23 protein-coding genes and 2 pseudogenes are annotated in these 24,796 nt (G+C 55.9%); 18 read left to right on the forward strand and 7 right to left on the reverse strand.

Annotated features, from left to right (window positions below; translation table 11 throughout):
• Positions 1-130 precede the first annotated feature (130 nt).
• The gene (locus UB90_RS09980; protein ID WP_065322419.1) at positions 131-703 is read left to right on the forward strand and encodes a cupin domain-containing protein; all 573 of its coding nucleotides are present in this window, start codon (positions 131-133) and stop codon (positions 701-703) included.
• Here the strand turns inward: UB90_RS09980 and UB90_RS09985 are convergent.
• A complete protein-coding gene (locus UB90_RS09985; protein WP_005613861.1) occupies positions 700-1,617 on the reverse strand; it encodes a LysR family transcriptional regulator in 918 nt (305 codons plus the stop codon). The two genes, UB90_RS09980 and UB90_RS09985, sit on opposite strands and share 4 nt — an antisense overlap.
• A gap of 276 nt (positions 1,618-1,893) precedes the next feature.
• Between UB90_RS09985 and UB90_RS09990 the strand changes: the two genes are divergently transcribed.
• From UB90_RS09990 to UB90_RS10025, 8 genes are all read left to right on the forward strand, one after another.
• Positions 1,894-2,673 (forward strand): 5-oxoprolinase subunit PxpA, encoded by a 780-nt coding sequence (locus UB90_RS09990; RefSeq protein ID WP_198528126.1) that lies wholly within the window; start codon positions 1,894-1,896, stop codon positions 2,671-2,673.
• Positions 2,674-2,709: 36 nt separating this feature from the next.
• Positions 2,710-2,943: an acetyl-CoA carboxylase gene (locus UB90_RS09995; RefSeq protein WP_009178373.1), complete on the forward strand. Its 234-nt coding sequence runs from the start codon at positions 2,710-2,712 to the stop codon at positions 2,941-2,943.
• 3 nt (positions 2,944-2,946) lie between these two features.
• Positions 2,947-4,323 carry an acetyl-CoA carboxylase biotin carboxylase subunit gene (locus UB90_RS10000; RefSeq protein WP_065326834.1) on the forward strand — a complete coding sequence of 459 codons (1,377 nt, stop codon included), beginning with the start codon at positions 2,947-2,949 and terminating at the stop codon, positions 4,321-4,323.
• Positions 4,320-5,195: a 5-oxoprolinase subunit B family protein gene (locus tag UB90_RS10005; protein ID WP_005613853.1), complete on the forward strand. Its 876-nt coding sequence runs from the start codon at positions 4,320-4,322 to the stop codon at positions 5,193-5,195. The genes UB90_RS10000 and UB90_RS10005 overlap by 4 nt, the downstream gene beginning before the upstream one ends.
• Entirely contained in the window at positions 5,185-6,156 is a 972-nt protein-coding gene (locus UB90_RS10010) for a 5-oxoprolinase subunit C family protein (protein WP_065326833.1), read from the forward strand. Before UB90_RS10005 ends, UB90_RS10010 begins: the two co-directional genes overlap by 11 nt.
• Before the next feature lie 92 nt (positions 6,157-6,248).
• Positions 6,249-7,319 carry a TMAO reductase system periplasmic protein TorT gene (gene torT, locus UB90_RS10015; protein WP_065326832.1) on the forward strand — a complete coding sequence of 357 codons (1,071 nt, stop codon included), beginning with the start codon at positions 6,249-6,251 and terminating at the stop codon, positions 7,317-7,319.
• Positions 7,320-7,382: 63 nt separating this feature from the next.
• Complete coding sequence (locus UB90_RS10020; protein ID WP_065326831.1) at positions 7,383-8,885, forward strand: sugar ABC transporter ATP-binding protein; 1,503 nt, start codon at positions 7,383-7,385, stop codon at positions 8,883-8,885.
• On the forward strand, positions 8,882-9,892 hold the full coding sequence (locus UB90_RS10025) for an ABC transporter permease (protein ID WP_005613843.1): 1,011 nt from the start codon (positions 8,882-8,884) through the stop codon (positions 9,890-9,892). The genes UB90_RS10020 and UB90_RS10025 overlap by 4 nt, the downstream gene beginning before the upstream one ends.
• 62 nt (positions 9,893-9,954) lie before the next feature.
• Here the strand turns inward: UB90_RS10025 and UB90_RS10030 are convergent, their stop codons facing one another.
• Positions 9,955-10,866: a LysR family transcriptional regulator gene (locus UB90_RS10030; protein WP_065326830.1), complete on the reverse strand. Its 912-nt coding sequence runs from the start codon at positions 10,864-10,866 to the stop codon at positions 9,955-9,957.
• Positions 10,867-10,986: 120 nt separating this feature from the next.
• On the opposite strand from UB90_RS10030, the gene UB90_RS10035 reads away from it, so the two are divergent.
• The 5 genes from UB90_RS10035 to UB90_RS10055 all read left to right on the forward strand — a co-directional run bounded on the left by UB90_RS10035 (position 10,987) and on the right by UB90_RS10055 (position 16,535).
• Complete coding sequence (locus tag UB90_RS10035; protein ID WP_065326829.1) at positions 10,987-11,958, forward strand: Bug family tripartite tricarboxylate transporter substrate binding protein; 972 nt, start codon at positions 10,987-10,989, stop codon at positions 11,956-11,958.
• Between the two features lie 105 nt (positions 11,959-12,063).
• Positions 12,064-12,558 (forward strand): tripartite tricarboxylate transporter TctB family protein, encoded by a 495-nt coding sequence (locus UB90_RS10040; RefSeq protein WP_009178314.1) that lies wholly within the window; start codon positions 12,064-12,066, stop codon positions 12,556-12,558.
• Positions 12,559-12,570: 12 nt separating this feature from the next.
• Positions 12,571-14,055 (forward strand): tripartite tricarboxylate transporter permease, encoded by a 1,485-nt coding sequence (locus UB90_RS10045; protein ID WP_065326828.1) that lies wholly within the window; start codon positions 12,571-12,573, stop codon positions 14,053-14,055.
• The gene (gene argE, locus UB90_RS10050; RefSeq protein WP_065326827.1) at positions 14,055-15,257 is read left to right on the forward strand and encodes an acetylornithine deacetylase; all 1,203 of its coding nucleotides are present in this window, start codon (positions 14,055-14,057) and stop codon (positions 15,255-15,257) included. The genes UB90_RS10045 and argE overlap by 1 nt, the downstream gene beginning before the upstream one ends.
• 216 nt (positions 15,258-15,473) lie before the next feature.
• On the forward strand, positions 15,474-16,535 hold the full coding sequence (locus UB90_RS10055; protein ID WP_065331938.1) for a DUF4123 domain-containing protein: 1,062 nt from the start codon (positions 15,474-15,476) through the stop codon (positions 16,533-16,535).
• Positions 16,536-16,540: 5 nt separating this feature from the next.
• Here the strand turns inward: UB90_RS10055 and UB90_RS10060 are convergent, their stop codons facing one another.
• The 3 genes from UB90_RS10060 to UB90_RS10070 are packed head-to-tail and all read right to left on the reverse strand — an operon-like array spanning position 16,541 to position 19,238.
• Positions 16,541-17,953: a T6SS phospholipase effector Tle1-like catalytic domain-containing protein gene (locus UB90_RS10060; RefSeq protein WP_065326825.1), complete on the reverse strand. Its 1,413-nt coding sequence runs from the start codon at positions 17,951-17,953 to the stop codon at positions 16,541-16,543.
• Entirely contained in the window at positions 17,950-18,528 is a 579-nt protein-coding gene (locus UB90_RS10065) for a hypothetical protein (protein WP_065326824.1), read from the reverse strand. The genes UB90_RS10060 and UB90_RS10065 overlap by 4 nt, the downstream gene beginning before the upstream one ends.
• Positions 18,525-19,238 carry a GAD-like domain-containing protein gene (locus UB90_RS10070; protein WP_065326823.1) on the reverse strand — a complete coding sequence of 238 codons (714 nt, stop codon included), beginning with the start codon at positions 19,236-19,238 and terminating at the stop codon, positions 18,525-18,527. The genes UB90_RS10065 and UB90_RS10070 overlap by 4 nt, the downstream gene beginning before the upstream one ends.
• Positions 19,239-19,701: 463 nt before the next feature.
• On the opposite strand from UB90_RS10070, the gene UB90_RS10075 reads away from it, so the two are divergent.
• Complete coding sequence (locus tag UB90_RS10075; RefSeq protein ID WP_065326822.1) at positions 19,702-20,658, forward strand: Hint domain-containing protein; 957 nt, start codon at positions 19,702-19,704, stop codon at positions 20,656-20,658.
• A 12-nt stretch (positions 20,659-20,670) separates the two neighbouring features.
• Here the strand turns inward: UB90_RS10075 and UB90_RS10080 are convergent, their stop codons facing one another.
• Positions 20,671-20,853, reverse strand: a complete 183-nt coding sequence (locus tag UB90_RS10080) for a hypothetical protein (RefSeq protein WP_065326821.1) — start codon at positions 20,851-20,853, stop codon at positions 20,671-20,673.
• Between the two features lie 78 nt (positions 20,854-20,931).
• On the opposite strand from UB90_RS10080, the gene UB90_RS10085 reads away from it, so the two are divergent.
• Positions 20,932-21,456: a CBS domain-containing protein gene (locus UB90_RS10085; RefSeq protein ID WP_005613817.1), complete on the forward strand. Its 525-nt coding sequence runs from the start codon at positions 20,932-20,934 to the stop codon at positions 21,454-21,456.
• A 290-nt stretch (positions 21,457-21,746) separates the two neighbouring features.
• Here the strand turns inward: UB90_RS10085 and UB90_RS10090 are convergent.
• Positions 21,747-22,101: pseudogene (locus tag UB90_RS10090) on the reverse strand (integrase core domain-containing protein); the annotation flags it as partial.
• Between UB90_RS10090 and UB90_RS22455 the strand changes: the two are divergent.
• A pseudogene (locus UB90_RS22455) lies at positions 22,101-22,232 on the forward strand (ATP-binding protein); the annotation flags it as partial. The pseudogenes UB90_RS10090 and UB90_RS22455 overlap by 1 nt on opposite strands.
• 1,520 nt (positions 22,233-23,752) lie before the next feature.
• Positions 23,753-24,730, forward strand: a complete 978-nt coding sequence (locus tag UB90_RS22920) for an HYR domain-containing protein (RefSeq protein ID WP_065331937.1) — start codon at positions 23,753-23,755, stop codon at positions 24,728-24,730.
• Positions 24,731-24,796 lie beyond the last annotated feature (66 nt).

Raw genomic sequence — 24,796 nt, forward strand, 5'->3', positions numbered from 1 at the left:
GTGAGTGGCGCATCGGCCGGGTTGTTGAGATGCACAGCAGGATATGGCGTTGAGTTTTGCGCGATAGTTTGTTTCTTATTTATAATAACATACTGTTTTTACTGGGTCAGATATCAGGAGTTTGTCAATATTGAACAACACAAACGCAAACTCTGAAGACTACGAACTGGGACAGCGTCTGCGCGCCGTGCGTGAACAGAGCGGTGTGTCACAACGGGCGTTGGCAAAGAAAACCGGCGTGCCGAACTCCACGATCTCGCTGATTGAATCGGGTAAGATGAACCCATCCGTTGGTGCGCTCAGGCGAATTCTGGATGGGATTCCGATCAGCCTGTCAGAGTTTTTTGCCTTTGAACCGGAGCTGGAAAAAACCAGTTTTTATGCGGCTGAGGACCTGACGGAGATCGGCAAGGGGAAGCTTTCCTTGAAACAAGTGGGTGCAAACCTCTTTGGGCGTCAGATGATGATCCTCTATGAGACCTACGAGATCGGCGCTGATACTGGTCGTGTCATGTATGGTCACGAAGGTGAGGAAGGCGGGATCGTGCTGTCCGGTCGGGTGGAAATCACGGTTGGGGCCGAGCGCAAAATTCTAGGACCCGGAGATGCCTACTATTTTGACAGCCGCGCCCCGCATAGATTTCGTCAGATCGGGCCTGAGAAATGCGTTCTGGTCAGCGCCTGCACCCCGCCAACATTTTAGCCGCGCCAAGCTGTGTGTGCCATCTGCGGCGACAAATAGGCGTTGCGGAAATAATCGACGAAGTGGCGGGCTGCATTGGGCATGTCCTGATTGCGCCGCCATGCAAGGCCCACATCCATGGAGGGGATCTCACGGTCCATCACCAGCGTCGAGATACGGCGCCCTTCCAGAGACCACGGTCGGTAGACCATATCGGACAGGATCGTAACCCCAAGCCCATTGGCGACCATGGACCGTACAGCTTCGGTCGAGGACGTGCGCATGCGTACACGCGGCACCAGTCCAGTCGGCCCCCAGTACTTCATCGACGTATTGGCGGCTTCGTCCACCGTCAGCATGATGTAGTCGTGTTCTGCCACTTCCTCGAACGTAGCAAATTCGCGCCCGGCCAGCGTGTGGTTCTGCGGCACCCACAAACGGCGGTGTGAACGCATTAGGGTTTGCGTGGCCAGTTCAGGATTGGAGGTGTTTGATGTCAGGATCACGGCGACATCAAACCGGTTGGAAATCAGGCCCTCTTCGATACTTTCGCGGTTCAGCTCAGAGATATTGATCGTCAGATTGGGAAAGCGATGGCTCAACCGATCAAGATGGTAGGGCAGGAAGTAGCCGCAGACCGTATAGGTGGCAGCGATATTGATGGTGCCGGTCACATCGGAATGGTTCTGCCCGATGTCCTGCGCGATCTGCACTTTCTCCATCACGTCGCGCGCAGCGCTTAGAAGATCGCGGCCGGTTGGAGTCAGATCCATGCCATGAGCTGTGCGATTAAACAGCGTCGTGCCCATGCTCTGTTCCAGTTCTCTTATGGCGGAGGTGACGGAGGATTGAGAAATCGACAGCTCTGACGCGGCACGGCTGACCTGACCCAGTTCGGCGGTGGCGAGGAAGTATTTTAGCTGTCTCAGATTCATAGATTTGTCCTCTCTGAGGGGCGTACAGTTTGGCGCGACTATTCCTCTCCTTCTGAAACTCCGCAACCATATTATCGAAATATCCGATAATGCAATCATTGGTTGCGGAAAAAGTGATCTCGCACCGCCTCTAAGCGCTAACCATGCCTAATATTCAGGATTTTCGCGAGGCTAGTGTGTTCGGATTTTGCGATAATGCGGTTTCTGATAAATGAACTTTACAAAAATGCGAGCGGCTCCGCATGCTCGAAGGATCAGAAATTCCAAGGGCGTGTGATGCGAAATATTGTCGATCTCAACTGTGACATGGGTGAAGGTTTTGGCCACTGGGTGCTGGGCGAAGCACCTGATGACCAGCTGATGGAGCTCATTTCATCCGCGAATATTGCTGCTGGTTTTCATGCAGGTGATCCAAATTCGATGGATCGGGTGATTAAGCTGGCCAATCATTACGGTGTCGGTCTCGGGGCACATCCGGGTTACCGCGACCTGCAGGGGTTTGGCCGTCGATACATCGACACCACGCCTGAGGAACTGGTCAATGATATCATCTATCAGGTCGGCGCGGTGCGCGAGTTTGGGCGTCGCCATGGCATCCGCCTGCAACATGTAAAACCGCATGGCGCGCTCTACATGGAGGCTGCGCGCAATGAGGAGCTGTCCCGGTTGATGATCGAAAGCCTCGCGGCCATCAGCGGGGATTTGATCGTCTACTGTATGGATATCTCAAAGACCTATGCCATCGCCAAACGCCTAGGCCATCCGGTGGTGCGCGAGTTCTATGCAGATCGCGATTACGGCAAGGATGGTTCCATCGTCTTCACCCGTAAGGTGGGGCGGCTCAGCCCGGATGCGATCGCGCAGAAATGCCTGCGGGCCTGTCTTGAGGGGAAGGTGACCACGGTCGATGGCAGCGATATCGATATCGAGTTTGAATCGATCTGCTTTCACTCAGACACGCCCGGTGCCGTTGAAATCGGTCGCGCAATCCGTCGCGAATTGACCGCAAACAACATCACGATCGCGCCGTCCTCGGCGGTGATCCAAGCGGCCTGAACCGCACCTACAAAAGATAACAACAGGGATACCAACATGTCCAATATCCAATCTCCGCTGCCCGGTACTTTCTATCATCAGGCCTCGCCAGAAGAGCCTCCGTTTAAATCTGCTGGAGATGCCGTCGCTGTGGGTGACGTCATTGGTCTGATCGAAGTGATGAAAACCTTCATTCAGGTCACCGCCGAAGAGCCGGGCACATTTGAAAAATATGCCGTTCAAAATGCAGCGCCCGTCACTGCGGGTGATGTCGTGGCGGAGTTGAAATAGGCCATGGCAATCCAGCGACTATTTATTGCAAACCGGGGTGAAATTGCCGTGCGGATCGTTCGGGCCGCGCAGGCGCTCGGCATCCATTCCATTCAGGCTCACTCCGAGGCCGATAGCGACATGTTGGCCGTTAAACTCGCGGATGAGGCGGTCTCCATTGGTCCCGCGCCTGCCAAGGAAAGCTATCTGAACATCGATGCGATCCTGCAGGCGGCCAAAGCCACGGGCGCTGATGCCATTCATCCCGGCTATGGGTTCTTGTCCGAAAGCCCGGCATTTGTGCGTGCGGTAGAGGCCTCAGGTCTCATTTTTGTCGGCCCGTCCGCCGACACCATCGAGCGGATGGGGGATAAGGTTGCCGCCCGGCAAGCCGCCGAGGCTGCGGGCGTGCCGGTGGTGCCGGGGTCCGATGGGCGCGTTGAGAGTGTCGCTGAGGCCGTCTCCATTGCCGAACAGATTGGCTTTCCAGTGATGATCAAGGCCGCCGCGGGCGGCGGCGGACGCGGCATCCGTGTTGCCAAAACCGTCGAAGAGCTGAAGTCCCTCGCGCCGCAAGCCAAGGCCGAAGCCGAGGCCGCCTTTGGCGATGGCGGACTTTATGTCGAACGTGCCATCCTGTCGCCGCGCCATATCGAGGTGCAAATTCTTGGCGATGGTGAGGCTGCTGTTCATTGTTTTGAGCGAGAGTGTTCGTTGCAGCGCCGCCGCCAAAAAGTCTGGGAAGAGGCCGGGGCGGCCTGTCTGGATGAGAAGACGCGCGAGGCGCTTTGCGCGTCTGCTGTCGCGCTTGCAAAAGCCGTGAACTATCGCGGGGCGGGTACGCTTGAATATCTTTTTGACGAGGCCGCGAACGAATTCTTCTTTATCGAGATGAACACCCGCATCCAGGTTGAGCATCCGGTAACGGAAATGCTGACCGGGGTGGATCTGGTTGCCGAGATGATCAACGTCTGCGGCGGGGCAAAGCTGTCGATGACGCAGGATGAAATTACACGCACTGGTCATTCCATTGAGGTGCGTCTCTGCGCAGAAGATCCCTACATGGATTTTATGCCTTGGCCCGGTCAGGTGACGTCTTTGAAAATGCCATCAGGGGAGGGGGTGCGTTTTGATCACTTCTTGTCAGAGGGATATCAGATCCCGCCCTTCTATGACTCTCTCTTGGGCAAGGTCATTGTGCATGCTGAAACCCGTGATGCGGCGATCGACAAGCTGGTGAATGCTCTCACCGAATTGGAAATCGCAGGCACCAAGACTACGGCGCCGCTGCACCTTGCTCTGGCGGCCGACCCGAATGTGCGGGCGGGCGACTTTCACACCCAATGGCTCGAACCTTGGCTCGAAGCTGGGAACCTCACCGCGAAAGGAGATGCTGCATGAAAACGCGCTACACCTACGGGGGCGATGAACATGTTTATGTCGAGGTCGACGATGAGATGTCGCTTGATGCGTTCTTTATCGCGCTCTCGCTGTCAAAACTGGTGCGGGAAGCCGACATCCCCGGTGTGACCGAGATTTGCCCGGCGAATGCCTCCTTTGAGGTTCGGTTCGACCCGGATGTCATCGCTCCGGATGAGATGATGACCCGGATCAAGGAGCTCGAAGGCGAGGCTCAGGCGCAGGAAAAACGTCTGGACACGCGGATTATCGAGATTCCGGTTTTTTATGAAGATCCTTGGACGCATGAAACACTGATGCGGTTTCGTGAGCGTCATCAGGATCCTTCGGGTACTGATCTGGATTATGCCGCGCGGATCAATGGTTACGACAGCGCTGCCGCGTTCATTGAGGCGCATCATTCACAACCATGGTTTGTGTCCATGGTTGGGTTCGTGTCGGGATTGCCCTTCCTTTATCAGTTGGTTGAACGTGACAAGCAGTTGGAAGTGCCCAAGTATCTGAGGCCGCGAACAGATACACCAAAACTGACGGTAGGCTATGGCGGCTGTTTTTCCTGTATCTATTCGGTGCGCGGTGCCGGCGGGTATCAGATGTTCGGGATTACCCCGATGCCGATCTTCGATCCCGAGCAAAAGATTAGCTATCTCAAAGACTTCATGGTCTTCTTCCGCCCCGGAGATATCGTCAAATGGAAGCCGATTGACCGAGCGGAATATGATGTGATCTCCCAGCAGGTCGAAGAGGGCAGCTACACGCCCAAGATCGCAGAGGTCGCCTTTGATCTTGATGCCTTCAATAAGGACATGACCGGTTTCAACGCCAAACTGATGGAGGCGCTCAATGACGCTTGAGATTGTCAAACCGGGACTTGCAACCACCGTTCAGGATCTGGGCCGTCCGGGCTATTTCCACCTTGGTATCCCCGAGGGGGGTGCGATGGATCGCCTGGCGTTGACTGCCGCCAATATGCTGGTCGGGAATGAGGATGGGGCCGCCTGTCTGGAAGCGGTCTTTATGGGGCCAGAGGTCAAATTTGGCGCGGATATGACAGTTGCCGTGACCGGTGCAGAATTGCCTGTGATGCTGGATGGTGCGCCGCGCGACACTTGGACGAGTTTCAGAGTAAAAGCTGGGCAAGTGCTGTCCTTTGGGTTCCTGAAAGAGGGCGCGCGCATCTACATCGCTGTGTCCGGCGGAATCGACACGCCTCCTGCTCTGGGATCGCGCTCAACCTATGCCATTGGGGCGCTTGGTGGTTTTGAGGGGCGTCCGGTTGCTGCGGGGGACGTGATCCCGGTGGGCAAGGCTATGGAAGGTTCTGACGGGCGCAGTGTTCCGCAAGCGTTACGTCGCCGTCCTGGGAAACCTGCAGTGTTGCGGGTTCTGCCCGGTCTGTACTGGCACCGCCTCACGGAAAAGAGCCAGAACGCCTTTTTTGACGATGACTGGACTGTTGCGCCAGAAGCGGACCGGATGGGTTATCGGTTCCGGGGCGGGCAGCAGATGGAATTTGTCGCGCGCGAGCAACCCTTTGGGGCTGGCTCTGACCCCTCCAATATCGTGGATGGCTGCTATTCTTACGGCTCCATTCAGGTGCCCGGCGGCCTGGAGCCGATCGTGCTACACCGCGATGCGGTTTCCGGTGGGGGGTATTTTACCCTGGGGGCCGTGATTTCCGCCGATATGGACCTGATCGGGCAGTTGCAGCCCAACGCCCCGGTCAAATTTGAGCGCGTTGATATGGATCAGGCGCTTTCCGCTCGAAAGGTTCGAAAAGAGACCATCGAGCAGATCCGTCAGGCGCTCTTGTAGCGCCTGACAACTCCCGGAGCCCGTCTCCACCTAAAATCAGTCTGGCGATGCCCTTCGCCCAATACCTGATGAACCAACAAGGAGTCAGAACGATGAAGCTTTTCCTGAATACAGCCTCCGCGCTGCTGGTGTCGGTGGCCCTTCCGGCCCTCGCCGACGAGGCGTGGTTTCCCTACCCCGCTGAAGAAGTCACGCCTGCGTTTTCCGCAGGTGGCACGGTGTCGGACGTCACCTACGAACCACTGGCGGCTGCGGAGAAGCCGTGGAATATCTGCGTCTCCTTTCCCCATATGAAAGATGCATATTGGCTGGGAGTCGACTATGGCGTTGTGGCTGAGGCTGAGCGTCTTGGCGTCAATCTGAATGTGGTCGAAGCCGGAGGATACACCGAGCTCAACTCTCAGATCAGTCAGATCGAGGATTGCGTGGCAAGCGGTGCAGATGCGGTCGTCGTTGGTGCGATCTCATATGATGGTTTGAACAACGTCATCAGTGAAGTAGCGGGGCAAGGCATCCCTGTGATTGACGTGATCAATGGCGTGTCTTCCACCGATATTGCGGCCAAATCTCTGGTCTCGTTCCGCACCATGGGGTTTGAGACCGGCAAATATCTTGCAGAAAAACACCCCGCAGGTTCTGACCCTGTGACTGTGGGCTGGTTCCCCGGACCGGCAGGTGCTGGTTGGGTTGAGGCTGCCAATACGGGCTTTCTTGCGGCGGTCGAAGGCTCCGCAGTCAACGTGCTGGAACCACGTTATGGCGACACCGGCAAAGAGGCGCAGCTCAAGCTGGTCGAGGACGTGCTGCAGGCCAATCCGGAGATCAAGTACATCGCAGGTACGGCCGTTACAGCAGAGGCCGCACAGGGTGTGATCCGCGAGCGGGGTCTAAAAGGTGAGGTCGACATTCTTGCGTTTTACATGACACCGGGCGTCTACACCGGCATTCAACGCGGATTCATCACCGGTGCGCCAGCGGACTCGATGGTTATTCAGGGTCGCATTGCGATCGATCAGGCGGTGCGTGTGCTTGAGGGCAAGGATTACCTCAAACACGTGGGCCCCAAGATCTTTGTTGTGGATCAGAACAACATGAAGGACGTGGCGCGCGGGAATATTTTGCCGCCAGATGGGTTCTCTCCGGTCTTCAGCGTCACTCAGTAAGCAAGACAACTGCAGGTCGGGACCTTTCTCCCCGCCCGGCCTGCAATATACAAGGAAGTAGCGATGTCCAAGCTGATCGAGACACGCGGCCTGACGAAGCAATATCCCGGCGTTGTGGCACTGGATCATGTCGATTTCGATCTGGAGCCGGGCGAGGTGCATGTGTTGTTTGGTGAAAACGGCGCAGGGAAATCCACGCTGATTTCGATGCTCGCAGGCGCGAATACCCCAACCAAAGGCAGTATCCGGCTCGACGGTGAGACTGTGAGTTTTGACAGTGTCGCCCAAGCGCAGGCCAAAGGTATCTACACAGTCTTTCAGGAATTTTCGCTGATCCCGACCCTGACAGTGGCCCAGAATATTTTCCTCGGCTGGGAACTGCGGCGCGGCCCGTTTCTGGACCACCGCGCCATGCGGGCGCGATCGCGAGAGATGCTTGAAGAGTTGGGATTTGACATAGACCCGTCTGCCATCGTTGCACGTCTGTCGCGGGCGCAGCAGCAGATGGTTGAGATCACCAAAGCCTTTCACGGCGACCTCAAGGTGCTGATTTTGGATGAGCCGACGGCATCGCTCACAGATCGAGAGGTCGACCATCTGTTTGATTTCGTGACGAAGCTGAAAGCGCGTGGCGTCGGCATTGTCTATATCTCGCACCGTATTCAGGAATTTGCGCGGATCGCCGAACGGGTCACAGTTCTTCGGGATGGCGCGGTCATCGGCACGGTCGCGATGGCCGATACCAATGACGATGCCCTTGTCGAGATGATGACGGGGCGCTCTTTTGATCAGATCTATCCCAGCATCACCAATGATCCCGGTGAGATACTTCTGGAGGTCGCAGGGCTTCATGCGCCGGGCATCTCAAACGCGCGTTTTCAAGTTCGCAGGGGCGAGGTGCTCGGAGTCGCCGGGTTGGTCGGGTCGGGGAAATCCCGTCTGTTCCGTGCTGTCATGGGGTTAACGCCAGTTCAATCAGGCACAGTGACCTTTAAGGGGCGCGATATTACCGGCGCGACCACCCGCCATATCATCAAAGGTGGTATGTACTATTTGTCACCTGACAGAAAGGCCGAAGGGCTTGATCTGGCCACTACCGCCCGAGACAACCTCGCTGTGAATATCGTGTCGGGGATGCGGAATGAGGGCGGGAGCCCGTTTGTTCGCTGGCGAGCGGTCAACGGCTCAATTGATCAGATATCCGATCATGTAGAGCTGCACGCAGGCTACCGGAATAAGCCTGTCTCGCAACTCTCAGGGGGCAATCAGCAAAAGGCGCTGTTTGGCAAATGCTTTGGTCAGGAGGCTGATCTGCTCATTTTTGACGAGCCTACCGTAGGCGTCGATATGGGTACCCGTGCGGCGCTCTATCTGTTGATCAAACAGCTTGCTGAGGCCGGTAAGGCGATTGTCGTCATCTCCTCTGATCTGCCCGAAGCGATGAATATCGCACACCGCCTTCTGGTCCTCGCCCATGGCCGCATCTCGGCAGAGCTGAGTGGGCAGGACATGACGGAGGACACTGTCCTCAAATACTTCTTCGATGAAACCGGAGCCACACTATGACCACCGACACCATGCCATTCAGCTTTCCCGGATTGATCCGAAAAATATTCGTCCGGGTTGGGGTCTTACCCTTCTTTCTGCTTGGGGCGCTGGTGGTTTTCACCCTGCTGTCGCCCAAGTTTCTGACGGGCCAGAACCTCGTCAATGTGATGCGTCAGTCGGTCTATTTGGTGCTGGTTTCGCTCGGGCAGATGCTGGTGCTGATCTCCGGCGGGTTTGATCTCTCGGTTGGGACGGCGATTGCGCTTACGTCTGTTGTGAGTGCAACGGTCATGGTCTGGCTCGCTGGCATATTTCCGGATGCGATCTTTCTAGTGATCCTGCTTGGTGCTTTGGCAGGTTTTGCTGCGGCGGCCTGTGTGGGGTTGCTGAATGGCATTGGTGTCGCCTATTTCGATGTCTCGCCCTTCATCATGACACTCGGGGCGTCTTCTCTCGCTGGTGGTGCTGCGCTGTTGCTTACGGGTGGCGTGCCGGTCTCGGGTCTGCCTTTTGCGTTTGCGGATGTGTTTGGGTTTGGTCGCCTTTGGGGCGTTCCAGTCCCGGTGATTGTTGCTCTGCTCTGTATCGTGGCGATGTGGGTATTTATGTCACGTACATCGCTTGGCACACAAGTCTATGCCGTTGGCGGCAACATCAAAGCAGCGCATCTGTCGGCGATTAACACGAAACGCACGCTGATGATGGCCTACGTCGGGTGCGCCTTGATTGCATCGTTGACGGGGTTGCTACTGACGGCGCGGGTTGAAAGTGGCGAGGCCAATCTGGGTGGTACCATCACGCTGGAGTCGATTGCGGCCTGTGTTATCGCGGGAGTCTCATTGCGGGGTGGTATCGGGCGTGTTGAAAACGTGGTTTTGGGCGGGTTCTTCATTGTTCTTGTGCAAAACGGGATGAACCTCGCGCAGATTTCCTCTTATATGCAAATGGTTCTGCTGGGCGCGCTTCTGATCTTGGCGGTGATTTTCGACCAACTTCGCTACCGGATGATTATGGGTGGCTCATGACACTGCAATTCAGTGCTGGCGGGTTCGCGCTTTAGCCGTGACCGCCAGCATGGTGCAGAGGCTCAGGACACGACACCATCGCGTTTCAGATTGTCGATTTCATGCGCGACCGCTGCTGCAAAGGCTTGTCCAACGGTGCTGAGCGGACGCTCATGGGGGATGAACTGCGCAATGTCCCACGTGATTGCAGGGATCAGGCGGTGGATGGAAACCTTTTCCAGATCAAGGAGTTGCCGGGCGACGGGATCGACAATTGCGACACCTTCACCACGTTCCACGAGACGGACAATACCGTGAATCGTACGCAGTTCAGCAGCAATCGTGCGATGAACCTGAATGGTGTCCATCATGTGATCGATGCGGCGTCGCAGCGGGCTGCCTTGTGCAAGATCAATGAACATTTCCCGGCGTAAGCGGGGAAGGGGGATCTCTTCCACTTCTCCTAACGAATGGCCTTTGGGAAGAATGCACTGAGCCTCACAATGGGCCAAAGAGAGTGCATCACCGCCAAATGCCTCAGCGTTGAGGGTAATGCCAAACGCCAGATCACAGCGCTGTTCGCTGATCATACGCAGCATTTCCTCCATTCCGACATCAGCGATTTGTACAGTGGCCTCAGGATGAGTTTTCCGAAACTGCGCCAGTGCATCAAGCAAGAATGTATCGCAAAACACCGGTTGCGCCGCGATCACGAGATGCCCAACCTGACCGCTCGCGATGGCGTTGGCCTCTTGCTCCAGATTGCGAAGCCCGGCCAAATGTCGCACCACAGTTTGATGAAACCGAAAGGCCTCTGCCGTCGGAGCGAGCCGGTTTCGCTTGCGTTGGAACAGTTCGAATCCTGTTTTTTCCTCTAATGAGGACAGCAAGCGGCTCACCATTGGCTGACTTGTATCCAATTGTTCCGCCGCCAGCTTCACGCCACCCAGCCGCATATAGGCGTCAAAGGCCTTTAATTCCCGTGTCTTGAACATAAATCGCCCCCTCAGTATGCAGTTTATGCAACTAATACGCCTCTATTGTCAAATTTCGCATACTGTGAATGTTGGTGCCATCCAACAGCTCCGGAAACCCGGACGAAACGTGAGGTACTCATGAAAAAACTAATCGGATCGATTGCATTTGCAGTGGTGGCAGCAAGCGGAGCCGCGCTGGCTCAGTCTTATCCTGAGCAGGCGGTGACGCTTGTGGTGCCTTACGGACCGGGCGGCGCATCCGATCTTGCTGGTCGTGCACTGGCAGAAACCGCGCAGCCTTTTCTGGAACAGCCTGTCACCGTGATGAACAAACCCGGCGCAGGTGGTATGAACGGCGCGCGTTTCGTTTCCGAGGCCGATGCGGACGGCTATACGCTGCTGCTCGCGCGGGTTGGCATGGCGCTCTCTCCTGCCGTGACGCCTGATTCCGCAGTTCCGTGGGATGCTTACACATTTGTAGGCGCGCTCGAGGCGACGCCAATGATTTTGGCCGTGCGCAGCGATGCGCCTTATGAAAACGTCGAGGATCTGGTCACAACGATCAAAGACAGCAACGGCGCTATGACTTATGCCGCGTCCGGTGCAACTGCGATTGATGGTTTCACCACGCAGGCGCTCTTGGCCGATAATGATCTGGACCCCCTCACAGCTGCCACGCTGGTGCCATACAAAGGTGGCGGTGCGCTTGCGACCGCGCTCTTGGGTGGGCATGTAGACTTTGTGGCCATGGCTGCGGGTTCGCTGATGCCCCATATCGAGAGTGGCGACATGAAAGCGCTGATGGTTTTTGCACCGAAGCGCGTAGAAAGCCTGCCGGAGGTCGCGACCGCCCAAGAGCTTGGTTACGAAAAAGCCGGTCAGATCACCGGCTGGAGTGCGCTTTATGCCCCCAAAGACCTGCCTGAAGAGGTACTCGCCAAATGGCAGGAGGTTCTGGGCCAAGTCGCGACGGATGAAAAATGGCTGGAGCTTGCGTCCCGTCGCGGCTCGATCTCGACCATTGGAACTGTCGATATGACTGACTACGCAAAGAGCCAGTACGAACTGTTCAATGGCCTTGCCAAAGACTTTGGCTATCTGCCGAACTAAGCCTGTTGCAGGTGGGTGCTCTGGCATCCACCTGCCGCTCATAGGCCCAGCCGTTGTGGCTGGGGCCACCTCAAACGAGATCCCTACATCTTCAGGAGCATTGCCATGACGAAGCCCGTTTTGCGGGGGCTGTTGGTTGTCGCGTTCTTTGCGCTCAGTGCCTTCTATCTTGTGCCCGTATTTGTGCCACGTCCCGCCTTTATCCCGGGGTTTGCGCCACCGCCTGACATGTGGCCGTGGACCGTTTCCGTGGTTGGTATCGTGCTTGGCGTTTTGGCGTTGATTGTTGCGCGACAGGGCAATGAGGACGCAGAGGAACCCATCGACACAGACGGCAGTTCACTTGCTCGCATGGGATTTCGGTTTGCGGGCTTGCTGCTGGCCTTTGTGTTGTTCTTCGTCGTGATGCCTTACGTCGGATTCCTGGTCGCGACGATGCTTTTGACCTTCTCCATTGTCTTGATGACCGGAGAACGCAGTTACCGGGTCTGGATTGCACTCCTATCCATCGGTGCGCCGATACTGCTGTTGATGTTCTTTCACTCCGCGCTTGGTACGCAGTTCCCCAAGGGTGAACTCACCAAGATGCTCGGTTTCTGATCGGAGATACTGATGCTAAACGAGATTCTCGCTGCACTGGTGGCTGTTGCCACGTTGCAGAACCTTCTGATCATGGTCGCTGGCATCTGGGGCGGTGTGATCGTCGGGGCTATCCCCGGCATGACGGGGACGATGGCGGTGACGCTGGCGCTGCCGTTTACCTTTTACATGGATCCGGTGCCGTCGATCCTTCTGCTGGTTGCCTTGTATAAAGGGTCTACCTACGGCGGGTCGGTTTCAGCCATCCTGATCAAGACGCCTGGCACCGCCTCGGCGGCGTGTACGGCCCTTGATGGCTACCCGCTTGCGCAACAGGGCAAGGCAGGCAAAGCCCTGAACATGGCGCTTTATTCTTCGGTGATCGGCGATTTCTTGTCGAACATGTCGCTGATTTTCTTTGCGGCACCTTTGGCGCTGCTGGCGCTCCATATCGGGCCGCCCGAGTTCTTCATGCTGATGCTCTTTGCATTAACCACTGTTGCAGGGGTTTCCGGGAATTCGCTGCTCTTGGGGATGGTCTCGGCATCTCTTGGGCTGTTGCTGGCGACGGTGGGCGAGGACATGTACGGTTCCTTCCGGTTTGCCTTTGTACCTGACATGCAGGCGGGTCTTTCAATTGCGCCCGTCTTGATCGGTCTCTTTGCGTTGCCTGAATTGATTAAACTGGTGGTGATGCGCGCCAGCAAAACTGAAGAGGCTGCTGCACTCGGCGCACAACATGTCACCCGAGAAGAGTTCATGGGGTCGCTGCGCAGTATCCTGAAAGGGTCCGTGATCGGGTCTATTCTTGGTGCTATTCCGGGCATCGGCCCATCATCTGCGGCGTTCTTCTCCTATGGCGAAGCCCAACGCAGCTCAAAGAACGGCAGCAATTTCGGCAAAGGTGAATTAGAAGGGATCGCCGCATCGGAATCCGCCAACAATGGCGCATGTGGTGCAACGATGATCCCTTTGCTGGCGCTTGGCGTGCCGGGTGATGTGATCACCGGTGTGATGCTTGGCGCATTCATGATCCAAGGCCTGACACCCGGTCCACTGCTGTTTCAGACCAACATGCATGAGATCTACATGCTATTGATTGGTATGCTGGTGTCTTCGGTGCTTTTGCTGTTCGCAGGAAAAATCACCATGCGCATGTTCTCCAAGGTGGCGCATATTCCACAGACATTGCTGACACCCTTGGTGCTCCTGCTTTGTATCTTTGGAATTTACTCCATTGCCTCCAGCACATTCGACGTGGCGGTGTTGTTGGTCATGGGAGTTGTGGGGTTTGCAATGTTCCTGCTGAACATTCCCGCTGCACCCTTCCTGATCGCGTTTATCCTGGGGCCAATGATCGAAGAAAACTTGCGCCGCGCATTGGCGATTTCGCGTGGTGATCCCGCGGTGTTGCTCTCTTCACCGATCACATGGGTCTTCGCAGCGCTGATCATCTTTGTCGTTGGGCTAACCATCCGCCGCGAATTTACTAAATCAAAAGAAAGGCGAGTCGCGTAATGACACTCCTGAGCGAAATGAGCTTCGCATCTGATGACCTGACCGGAAAGGCTGCAGAGCATCTGGCAAAGCTGATCTCATTCGATACGGTCTCTCGTAATCCCAACCGCCCGCTCATTGATCACATGGCGGATTACCTCGGTGACTTGGGCGCGCGGATCACGATTTTGCCGGATGAGACCGGAGCCAAAGCCAACCTTGTCGCGGCCTTTGGTCCAAAGGACACTGCCGGGGTTGTTTGGTCGGGCCACACGGATGTGGTCCCCGCAGAGGAGCCGGAATGGCAGAGCAACCCTTTCGTGGCGGAGGTCCGAGACGGCAAGCTCTATGGTCGTGGGGCCTGCGATATGAAAGGGTTCGCGGCCTGCGCAATGGCTGTTGCACCGCAGCTGGCGGCGGCCAAGCTGTCGCGTCCTGTCTATCTGTGCTTTTCCTATGATGAGGAAGTGGGCTGTCTGGGAGCGCCAGCGATTGCAGAGTATCTGAAGCAATTGCCGGTACCACCAGAGTTTGCGATCATCGGTGAGCCGTCGATGATGAAGCTGATCACTGGGCAAAAAGGCAAAATCGCCATGCGGGCTCATGTGACGGGAACGGCTGGCCATTCTTCCTTTGCTCCTGAGCATGTGAACGCGATTGAATTCGCTTCCAAAGCGGTGGAGCGCATCTCTGAATGTGGCAAGCGCTATGAGCTGGAGGGCCCGTTTGATCAGGACTTTACCGTTGCGCACGCCACTATGCTGGTGACGATGGTACAGGGTGGCGTTGCAACCAATGTGACGCCCGACAGCTGTGAATTTACGTTCGAATTACGCTCTATCAGCGGGATGGAGCCCGAGCAGGATATGAAGAGCCTGCTGGCGGACATCACCTGCGATATCGTGCGCCCCATGGAAGAGAAAATCCCCGGAACAGGTATTCGTTTTGAGCAAATATTCTCGTATCCAGCGATGGGAGAGGCTCGTAACACCACTGGGTTTAATCGATACGCGCATCTTATGCCCGCGTGGGGCGGTAAGGTGTCGTATGGCTCAGAGGGTGGTGTCTTCGAACAAATCGGTGGGATTCCATCCGTCATCGTAGGGCCGGGATCAATCGAGCAAGCGCATAAACCCAACGAGTTTGTCGAGCTTGAACAACTTGGGGAATGCCTGCGTTTTCTGGGAAAGGTCGTTGAGTTTTTGTCAGAGCCGACCCCCTGATCAATATCTCTAGTGTCTTTTATTACTGAGTTGACGCGGCCTCGTTCTTGTAACGGGTCCGCGTTTGTCTTTTGGGGATCGGTTAGGAGGCCTTTCGCGGTATCGTTTGCGGCGTTGTGACCAGAGCATTCCTATTTCAACTCTACCTTGAATTTGTCCCTCCGCAGGCTCATAGTGCCTTAAAATTATTGTATGATTTTGGGATGTGCCGGGACAATGGCAGACGAGGACTATTGGCAAAATATTGGTGCTGATGCGGTGAATGGAAAAGGCCCTTCGCCCGTGTCTGCGGTAGAAATCAAGCGCTTTGATGAAGGCTTGCCGGTCGTCCAAAAGATCGGTCAAGCGGTGACACCTCAGGAGGTTCTTCCTGATGATTTCTTGTCCCCAGATGGTGCAATCTTTGCGGTCTTGGATGCCAGCTGTCTTGAAAGCCTCCCTGTATTGTTGGAGGCGGAAGGTCTTGAGCATGTGAGCCTGTTTTCCGGGGAACTGGCGAGTGCCGCGGGCGATGCGGCCCCCTATCTGGTCAGGTTGCCAAAAGAGTCTGACCTGCTGCGCGCATTGCTGACCACATCAGAGGATGGAACGGTCAAAGCCGGTGCGTTCTGGGCGGCGCAAGCTGGGATTTTTGTGCAAACGTCGCTCTCGCTCTCGCAGCTGCGGACGCATTTGCGGCGTTTTATGCGGGTGCTGGACGCGCACGAACGGGCGTATTTTTTCCGTTTCTGGGAGCCTGTATGTGCCGAGGCGTATTTCTCTGGACTTGATACTCGTGCGCCAAAAGCGGCGCGTTGGTTTCATCCTCATGATATGTCGGAGCCACTCATGGCGATGTGGTTTCCAGTGCATGCGTTGGATGGCGCAAACTCTCTGGTCCGTTGTACGCCCAATCGCGAGCTCAAACACGTGACAGCTGAGCGCGGCAGCTTTCGGCTTGATCAGGCAGATTTAGAGATCTTTTCGCATTTACAGTGGCGACGTGATGTAGGGCTGATTGCGGATAAACTAAGAGACACACCGTTTGAAATAGACCTGCCGGACCGAGATCAGTTGCTCATGCTATGTGATGCGACCATGCGGCGGATGATTGGATACGGTTTTACGCAGCTGGATATGCTGTATTTGCTCTGCGTCTGGGAGGTTCAATACGGCCCCACGTTTGAACAGCAAAAGGACGCAAAGTCAGTGCTTCAGATCATGGGGCGTATGGAGAAACCCGCCGAATGGCGGTTTGCCCAAGTCAAAGACGAGATGATCGCGCACGAGGCCGAGTGATCAAATCATTTGGCCTGACCGGCGTCATTCCAGTCGATTGAACGCTCAAAGCCCGGTTCTGGCGACATGCCGATCTTGTCGAAGTTTGACGACATATGCCCAAAATCGCGCAAGGCGACGCGTCGCATATCAGCAGAGGGTGTTCCGCCGGATCGCATGGTTTGAGCTAAGGTTTGCAGGTCTCCTGGGATGGCATATTCGCCACTGGTTGGCAGATCGCCCAATGGAACGCCGCCTGCAACGGCCGCGTCGTACATCATCGCAAGTGGGATACGGGACAGGCCGAGCTGAACCCACGGTCTGTCGAGGCGCGCAGCGGTGGTATAGCTGTAAATATTCGCCACGAAACCGGCAAGGCCCCGAGCGGGTGTTTCTCTGATCGGACCCGGCTCGTTAATCAGGCCGCCACGCGGGTCGCCTCGATCAATCCAGCCTTCGCTAACATAGAAACTCTCGAGCGAGTCTCGCGCCGCAGCGGCTTCGGCGACATCCGCAGCACGTGCTGCCTCGGCATCTGCACGGCTATGAAAGGTTCTGGTTCTTGCTTTCTCCACCAGCGCTTCACTGCCGGTGCCCGCGTAACCGCCACCGATGTCCGAATGCGCGCCTGTGCAGGATTTATATGGCCCCCCTCCGGGTGTGTTATGATTGAGGCGGAAATTCTCTCGATATTCGTTTTCTGCCACGAGGTGCATAATGCCATCAGCCTGGGCAGTGGACATATGGACGTTTACGGGGCCGTTGTCGTCATTGGTGCCAAGCCCGACGGCTGCAACCGTGTCGAAAATTCCAACGAACCGAATGCGTACATTGCGCCCTGCGGGGAGGGAGGCGCGATTATGATCGACATGAACGCCACGCAGCAGAGAATAGTCCAGCGCGTCATATTCGATGAAACCCTGACGAAAGCAATTGACGAAGTAGCGCGCTGCCGCCGCGCCTCGACTAAAGCCAAACACGTCCAGCACGACCTCAGTCGGCTCCACACCGGGGCTTAATCGTCTCACGCGATTGCCGACCTCGACACAGGCGTCAAAAACACGGGCTTCTACACCGGTTGGGCCCATGCCCACCGCTGCGCCAGTTTTGTTTCGTGGGTTCCAGTCAGCTTCGCCAGCAGTGGTGCCAATGCCTTCCATGTAAATTCGATCGCGCTTGATGGCATAACCGCAAGAGTTGCGGGTCCAGTAACGAGAGGAATATTGGTAAAGGTCATTGAGCAGCACGACGTTTGTGAGCGACGAGTTATAACTGTCCGAATAGTCACTTGAAGGTCCCCGGACGTTTGCCGCGTTGTTACCGGTGCCATCAAAAAACACCCCGATTTCGAGTGTGACCGCCGGGCAGGTCTGCGCGATATTCCCGGCAGATCGGTTGAGGCCTTGAGATTGTTGTGATGCGCTCTCGGTCAAGCTCATGATGCAGGCTCCGGGCAGGTGGTCTGATCTGGGACGGGTGGGTAATCAAAACGAAGCGCTTCGGCCAATAGCGCGTGTGCATCGACCTCGGCAGAGATATCTCGATCTTGCGTGGGGGTGCGTGTACCGCATTCGGACGCGAGATCCTTGCCAGAGCCTGTGTCCGAAGGGTCGGTCCCTGCCACAAACTGCCCATTTGGTCCGAATATGAGCGTTATCGAAGCGGTATTGAGGGAATTTCGCAGAAGGTCATCTGGCGAAACTTCCAGCGACGCTTCCCATGCGCGGTCAGTCAGCAACTCGACCCATTTGGCCGACACAGCGACGGTATCTTTGTTACCTGCTGACCAGCTCAACATATAAGCTCCAAGGTCGCGTGGTATATTTGCGTCTTCCGCCTCGCCCGCCACAACCGTGGTATTAAACGGAATTTTCAATCCCTCAACCTTCGCCTCCGTCACCAAGACAGGAGAGTAGGAATAGCTGGTCATGGACAGGTTGGCCTGTGTCGGGGCCTCTTTCCAGCACCCGGTCAGGGCCAACATTGCCATCAGCGCGGCCCAAACCTTTGTCATTTGGGTGCTCCTATAGTGCGGATGTTGGGCCGACCTGTCGCCAAATCAGACAGATACCAAACCTTGCTTTGCGCGCGATCCAGCAACCACTCCGGATAATGCGCGGCATATAGTGCATCAAAACGTGGGTGAGGATCTGCAGTGATCGCTTCGCCCGGCGCGTAGATCACCATGCGTGGCAGTGGATCGAAGGCCTCTTTTGCGCGCTCATACATGGGTTGCTGGTTCTCGTCCGTCATGTCGAGAATAAGCCCCTCTGCTTGCAGAAGCAGTTCCAGCGCCACGGTGTCGGGGTGTGACTTCATCTCCGGACGATGGAAGAAAGGGGCTTCAATCAGACCGAGCACGATATTTACATGCACGATCCAGTGCTGTTCGCTCCACAAGAAGAGATCCCCAAACGCGGTATGTGCAACTGCATGAACATTTGGCACACCGAATTCATCACTAAAGTCCGGATCGCCTTGGAAAATCGCATTGGTGGCTTCACGCAGCTCGGCCGGAACACACAGACGCAGCCGACCATCGGCAAGATCCCCGACTCCGTAGTTGTCCCAGAAGTCGAGAAGCAGCGGAACCACTTTGCCTTCATGAAAGGCAATTTCTTGTGATCGGACATCCACCGCGTTCTTTAACGGGCCTCGGTCGCGGACCAGATTGCTAAGTGCTGTGTCAGCCGATTGGCCGGGTAGGTTGCTTCGAAAACTCATGGGTACAAAAATCGCTGTCTATAGGTGTCAGGAATACATGAACCATTCGTTCGATCAACCCAAGCTGTTCTCTCTTTGATTGTACCCTCGGCGAGGGTTCGCCGACGAGGCGGCCCTATACCGGTGCGTTGCCTCGCGACCGGTGGATTTTGGAGCGTTCATTAAAAGTCTAATAGCGATAGCACTTTGGGGGCATGATCTGCGAAATATGCATGGGGTTGGCCTGACCGTGCAGAGCCGACCTTTCACGAGGCGAGCGTAGTTTCGCGCGTTGTCGTTTCGACCATCTGGACACTTGAGCAGGTCGCATTTAACGGGTGCGCAGCTTTCGCCAATTTGGCGTGGCAGTGCCACGTTTGTTAGTATGCCGTACATATCCTTTTGGTAGAAAGCGGATCTCGCTCGTTTTTAGCGTATTGCGTACCGCCGGGTTGGGCAAAAGAACTTAGGCTCAATAGGTCTCATGGCTGATTATGTGATAAATGCGGATAGTTTTGGCTCGTTTTACAAAAACGTAGGCCAGAACGGGTCCGATGACACTGTAACGGTGAATATTAGCTCTGGCTTTCGCGGTGCTATTACCGTCGACTCGCAACCCGCTGACGGTGAAATCGATGAGACCACCGTTATCATCCCAGAAGGGTGGGAGCTGCGGCTTGTCAGCAATGCACAAGATGACAGCGTCGAAGATCCTGCTTTCAACGATTTGTCCTATGAGGTCTATAACACCGCTGGCGAGGCCGTCGGTACACTGAGCATTCGCAGCAATGGCACAACTGGCGTCCCCTGCTTCCTAAAGGGCACCATGATCGACACGCCGCGAGGGGCCGTGCCGATCGAACAATTGCAGATTGGCGACTTTGTTTTGACCAAGGATCGAGGTGCACAACCGATCCGCTGGATTGGATCCCGAAATATCGGAGCGGCAGATCTGGAGAAGGCACCCAATTTGCGACCAATCCGCATCACGGCAGGCGCGCTTGGTTTTCGACTGCCCGCAACGGATTTGATTGTCTCTCCGCAGCATAGGGTATTGCTGCGTTCCAGAGTTGTGCAAAACATGTTTGGCGTGGGCGAGGTGATGGTCGCCGCAAAGAAGCTGCTTGCACTGAAGGGGATCGAAATTGCCAGCGACCTCTCTGGCGCGCATTACTACCACTTTCTTTGTGATCGGCATGAGGTTGTGGTGGCAAATGGGGCAGAAACAGAATCCCTGTTTCCCGGCCCGGAGGCCCTCAGATCCGTCGGAGCAGAAGCGCTTGCCGAGATTTATATGCTGTTTCCAGAGTTACAGCAGTGTTCTTACACGCCTGTTTCCGCGCGTCCTTTCCCCGGTGGGCGTCAAGCGCAACACCTCGCTGAGCGTCATTTGAAGAACAACAAATCCTTGGTGTGCGCGCAGTGCGATCTGCGCGGCTGAGCGGTGGTGTAGCTACCCCACCTGCAGCGGCACAAATCCCAGTGACAGCAGGCAGGCAGCTGCGACGAGGCCAAATATCCAAAGCTGAAAGCGGGGCCCTTCGTTTTTCCAGACACTGCGATAGCGATATCCTGCCAGACAGGCGATCACGAACAGCAGGGTGGCGCTTGTTGGGGAGAGGGTCAGTTCGGTCAATTTCGTTTCCTTTGTAGGAACACATTTACTCAGGCGAGAATTGTAATACCGTATAAGATGATAAAGAGAGGAAACGCCATGCCTGCTTCATATACTCCGAAAACACGCGGTTCCGAGACATCGGACAAGAAGACCAGCAGCCAAACTCTTGATACGAACATGTCTGCAGCCCGTGCCACCGTTGGCGATGTCCTTGCAAACAAGAGCGGTGATCTGTTTTGGATCAATCCGCAAGATACTGTCGCAAAGGCCGTGGAGGTTCTGCGCGACAAGGGGATCGGGGCGCTTTTGGTCAAAAACCCGCAAGGCGAACTGGTCGGGATTCTGTCTGAGCGCGATATCGTCCGACGTCTGGCGGATACGCCGGGTGAAACGCTGCCGCAAACAGTCGAGGGGTTGATGTCGACGGACGTTATCACAGCGACTCCGGATCAGTCCGTGGTTGAGGTTCTGCGTCTCATGACGGATGGCCGGTTCCGGCACATGCCCGTTTTGGAGCAAGAACAATTGGTCGGTATGATCACCATCGGGGACGTGGTGAATTTCCGTCTGACCGCACTGGAATACGAGGCGCTACAGCTCAAACAGCTTATTGTGGGGTAAGGGGTTCAGGGTCTGTTTCTCTCGAATGACGCGGTGGAACGGCCTCAAGTCCTCAGCGAAACCAATAGTCCCACCCGTCGAGGTAATATTGGACCAGCGCATGTGATTGCATGGTGTTGCTCTGCGCGGCAAGCCGCGCGGAGTCCGCTCCAAAGACCCGCGCTGCTTGCCAGACCTCAGGCGTAAGATAGCTTAGTTGTGTGACCTGCTCGAATGTGTCCGTCGTCAGGGATTTTGGGACAGATGGCGGCGTGATCTAAGAGAGGGCCTGGCTCATCTGGTTGCTTTGATTATGCGGCGGATTTGCGGTGAGGCGAGCGCCGGGTTTCGATTGTCTTCTGTTTGATCCTTTTTCGTCGTTTCAGAATGGTCTTGCAACGACCGAAGTAGACATCAGCCGGGGTGAGGTTTTGTAGGCTCTCGTGATAGCGCCGGTGGTTGTAATGGTCGACAAAGGCATCAATCTGTTGCCTGAGGTCACCGGGCAGGTAGTAGTTTTCCAGCAAGATGCGGTTCTTCAATGCCTGATGCCATCGCTCCACTGCCCGGCAGTGCATTGCGCAGCAATGTCACGAGAGGGATCTTGCCCTGAGTTTGCGGGTGATACGGGGCACCTCGAACGTGATCCATCTGTTGATCCTCCAACCGCGCTTCTCGACCGGCTCACGCACCGCTGCCACATCCTGGAAACTGACAACGACAGCTACCGCTTTAAGGCCAGCGCTGAGGCTGCAAAGAAAACAGGAAAGGAGACCGCAACATTGACCGCGTCATAAACAAAGACGCAGAACTGAGGGTGGGTCAAATCTCGGTGAAAATACCGGGTCAGTTCTCAGTGACAATCAACAATCCGCCTGCACACCAGCGGTAATAGGTGACTGTTCAGTCACGCCAATCTGTCGGATCGCACCCAGACGCGGCATTCCTTGCCCCGTCAGAACCTCAACCTGCCGTAACATCGTCACTATCTCTTCGGGCTTTGGTCACTTGTTGACCATGTGTGTCCTTCGTTTACCTAAACATAGCGGAGGACGACTTCAGTGGGGGAAGACCACCGCGTCAGAAAACCTTCACCATAGCGGATGTTGGGTGCTGAGTTGTCAGTCTATGAACGACGCCATCAAACGGAAGTAAACGCATCCTAACTCCGTGCTGAATCCGCGGCTGCTTTCGGTCAGGTTATTTTGAATAACTTTCATGTTGCAAAAATGCAGCTCCGGAAAACTGTCAGAAAATTTTTGATGCCACAGTTTTGACATCGCCCACGCTGTTTGGCTTTTCTGATATCAGTCTGAGAAGACGTGGTGTTAAGATTAGCCGCACCACATAGATGCTGACCCTTGGGATGATCCCGCGGAGAGATCCGTGTCGGCGCAGACAACAGGCTGTTTGGTTTGTGCTTCCGCTTTTGGCGGATTCATTTGCTTTGCAGGGTTGTCAGTTTGGACGGAATTAAGATTCATACTCGGTTTTGGGATCAAGGCATCTCGATAGGTGGAGCCTTGGGGCGCCTGCAGGCTTGCGGCCCTGTTCGCAAGCCGATCTCTACTGCTCTCAAAACCATTGCGCGCGACCACTCTAATCAAGGACCACCAAATGCTGTGTGCGAATGCAGCGTGCCGGATCGATCATGGGTGAGAGCCAACGCACAAAATGAAACACGATCATCAGGCAAGCGGCACTGGGGCTTTTACTGCTCAACTCAAACTACACGCCACTCTTGCATGATTTCAGGTGAGGACAAAAAGTGAATTTTTCAATGTCGATTATTCAGTCATTCTGGCGCGTTAGCCAGTTGGCAGCACTGTGGGTCGTGTTCATTTTTTGCGCGCCTGCTCAGGCACAATACATTACCAGCCAGACAGCTTCACCGAGCAATTTTTCCGGATCTGGTCAGACGATTACCTTTACGGTGGCGATAAATACCCACAACTCCGCGGTTACGGCAGTGAGTGTATCCAATAGTGTCGGACCGATGCTCAGCTGTTCTCCCACAAGTACTGGTCTCAATTCGACCATTACCTGCACTGGTACATATATAACAACAGCGGGTGACACAACGGTGACGGCAGCGGGTACCATTACGCTCACGACGGGAAGCTCGGTCACGCTGAATTATCACGTGTCTGCCGCCGATCCGACTCCCAACACACCTTCTTTCTCAAGTGGTAGCGCGCCTACTACGGCAGCTGAAGGCAGCTCCGTCACGCTGGCGTTGGTGACACCGTCTGGGATGACGCCCTCATTGGCCAGCAATACATCCAGCGTGTGTACGGCGTCTGGGTTAACACTGAATATGGTGGGTGTCGGAACCTGCAATGCTGTTGCGACCGGGCCGGCGTCTTCTCCGTTCTATACCGAAGGTACACTAAATATCTCAATAAGCGTCACCGACACAGAGTCGCCGGTGATCACGCCGCCCGGTGCTCAATCTGCGTCCACCGATACTGGCGTAAACACGGCGATGCTGGATGTCACGTCATTGGGGTCGGTCACGGACAACAGCGGCACCACGCCAGCCATTACCTATGCCATCGGTGGCACGCCTCTTGCCGGGGCTTATGCCTTTCCGATTGGGGTAACAACAGTGACGATGGATGCCTCAGACGGGGCGGGCAATGCGGCGGTGCAGCAGAGCTTTACGGTCACCGTGACGGATGGCGAAGTGCCGGTGATCACTGCACCCGGTCCTCAATCCGCGTCCACCGATGCTGGCGCAAATACCGCAACGCTGGATGTCACGTCACTGGGGTCGGTCACGGACAACAGCGGCACCACGCCAGCCATTACCTATGCCATCAGCGGCACGCCGCTTTCCGGGGCTTATGCCTTTCCGCTTGGGGTGACCACGGTGACGATGGATGCCTCAGACGGGGCGGGCAATGCGGCGGTGCAGCAGAGCTTTACGGTCACCGTGACGGATGGCGAAGTGCCGGTGATCACAGCCCCCGGTCCTCAATCCGCGTCCACCGATGCTGGCGCAAATACCGCAACGCTGGATGTCACGTCACTGGGGTCGGTCACGGACAACAGCGGCACGACGCCAGCCATTACCTACGCCATCAGCGGCACGCCTCTTTCCGGGGCTTATGCCTTTCCGCTTGGGGTGACCACGGTGACGATGGATGCCTCTGACGGGGCGGGCAATGCGGCGGTGCAGCAGAGCTTTACGGTCACCGTGACGGATGGTGAAGTGCCGGTGATCACTGCACCCGGTCCTCAATCCGCGTCCACCGATGCTGGCGCAAATACCGCAACGCTGGATGTCACGTAGCTCGGAACGGCGACGGACAGGAACAGCACGACCACAGCCGTTACCTATGCCATCAGCGGCACGCCG

The sequence above is a fragment of the Tritonibacter mobilis genome, from assembly GCF_001681715.1.
Classification (GTDB): Bacteria; Pseudomonadota; Alphaproteobacteria; order Rhodobacterales; family Rhodobacteraceae; genus Epibacterium; species Epibacterium mobile.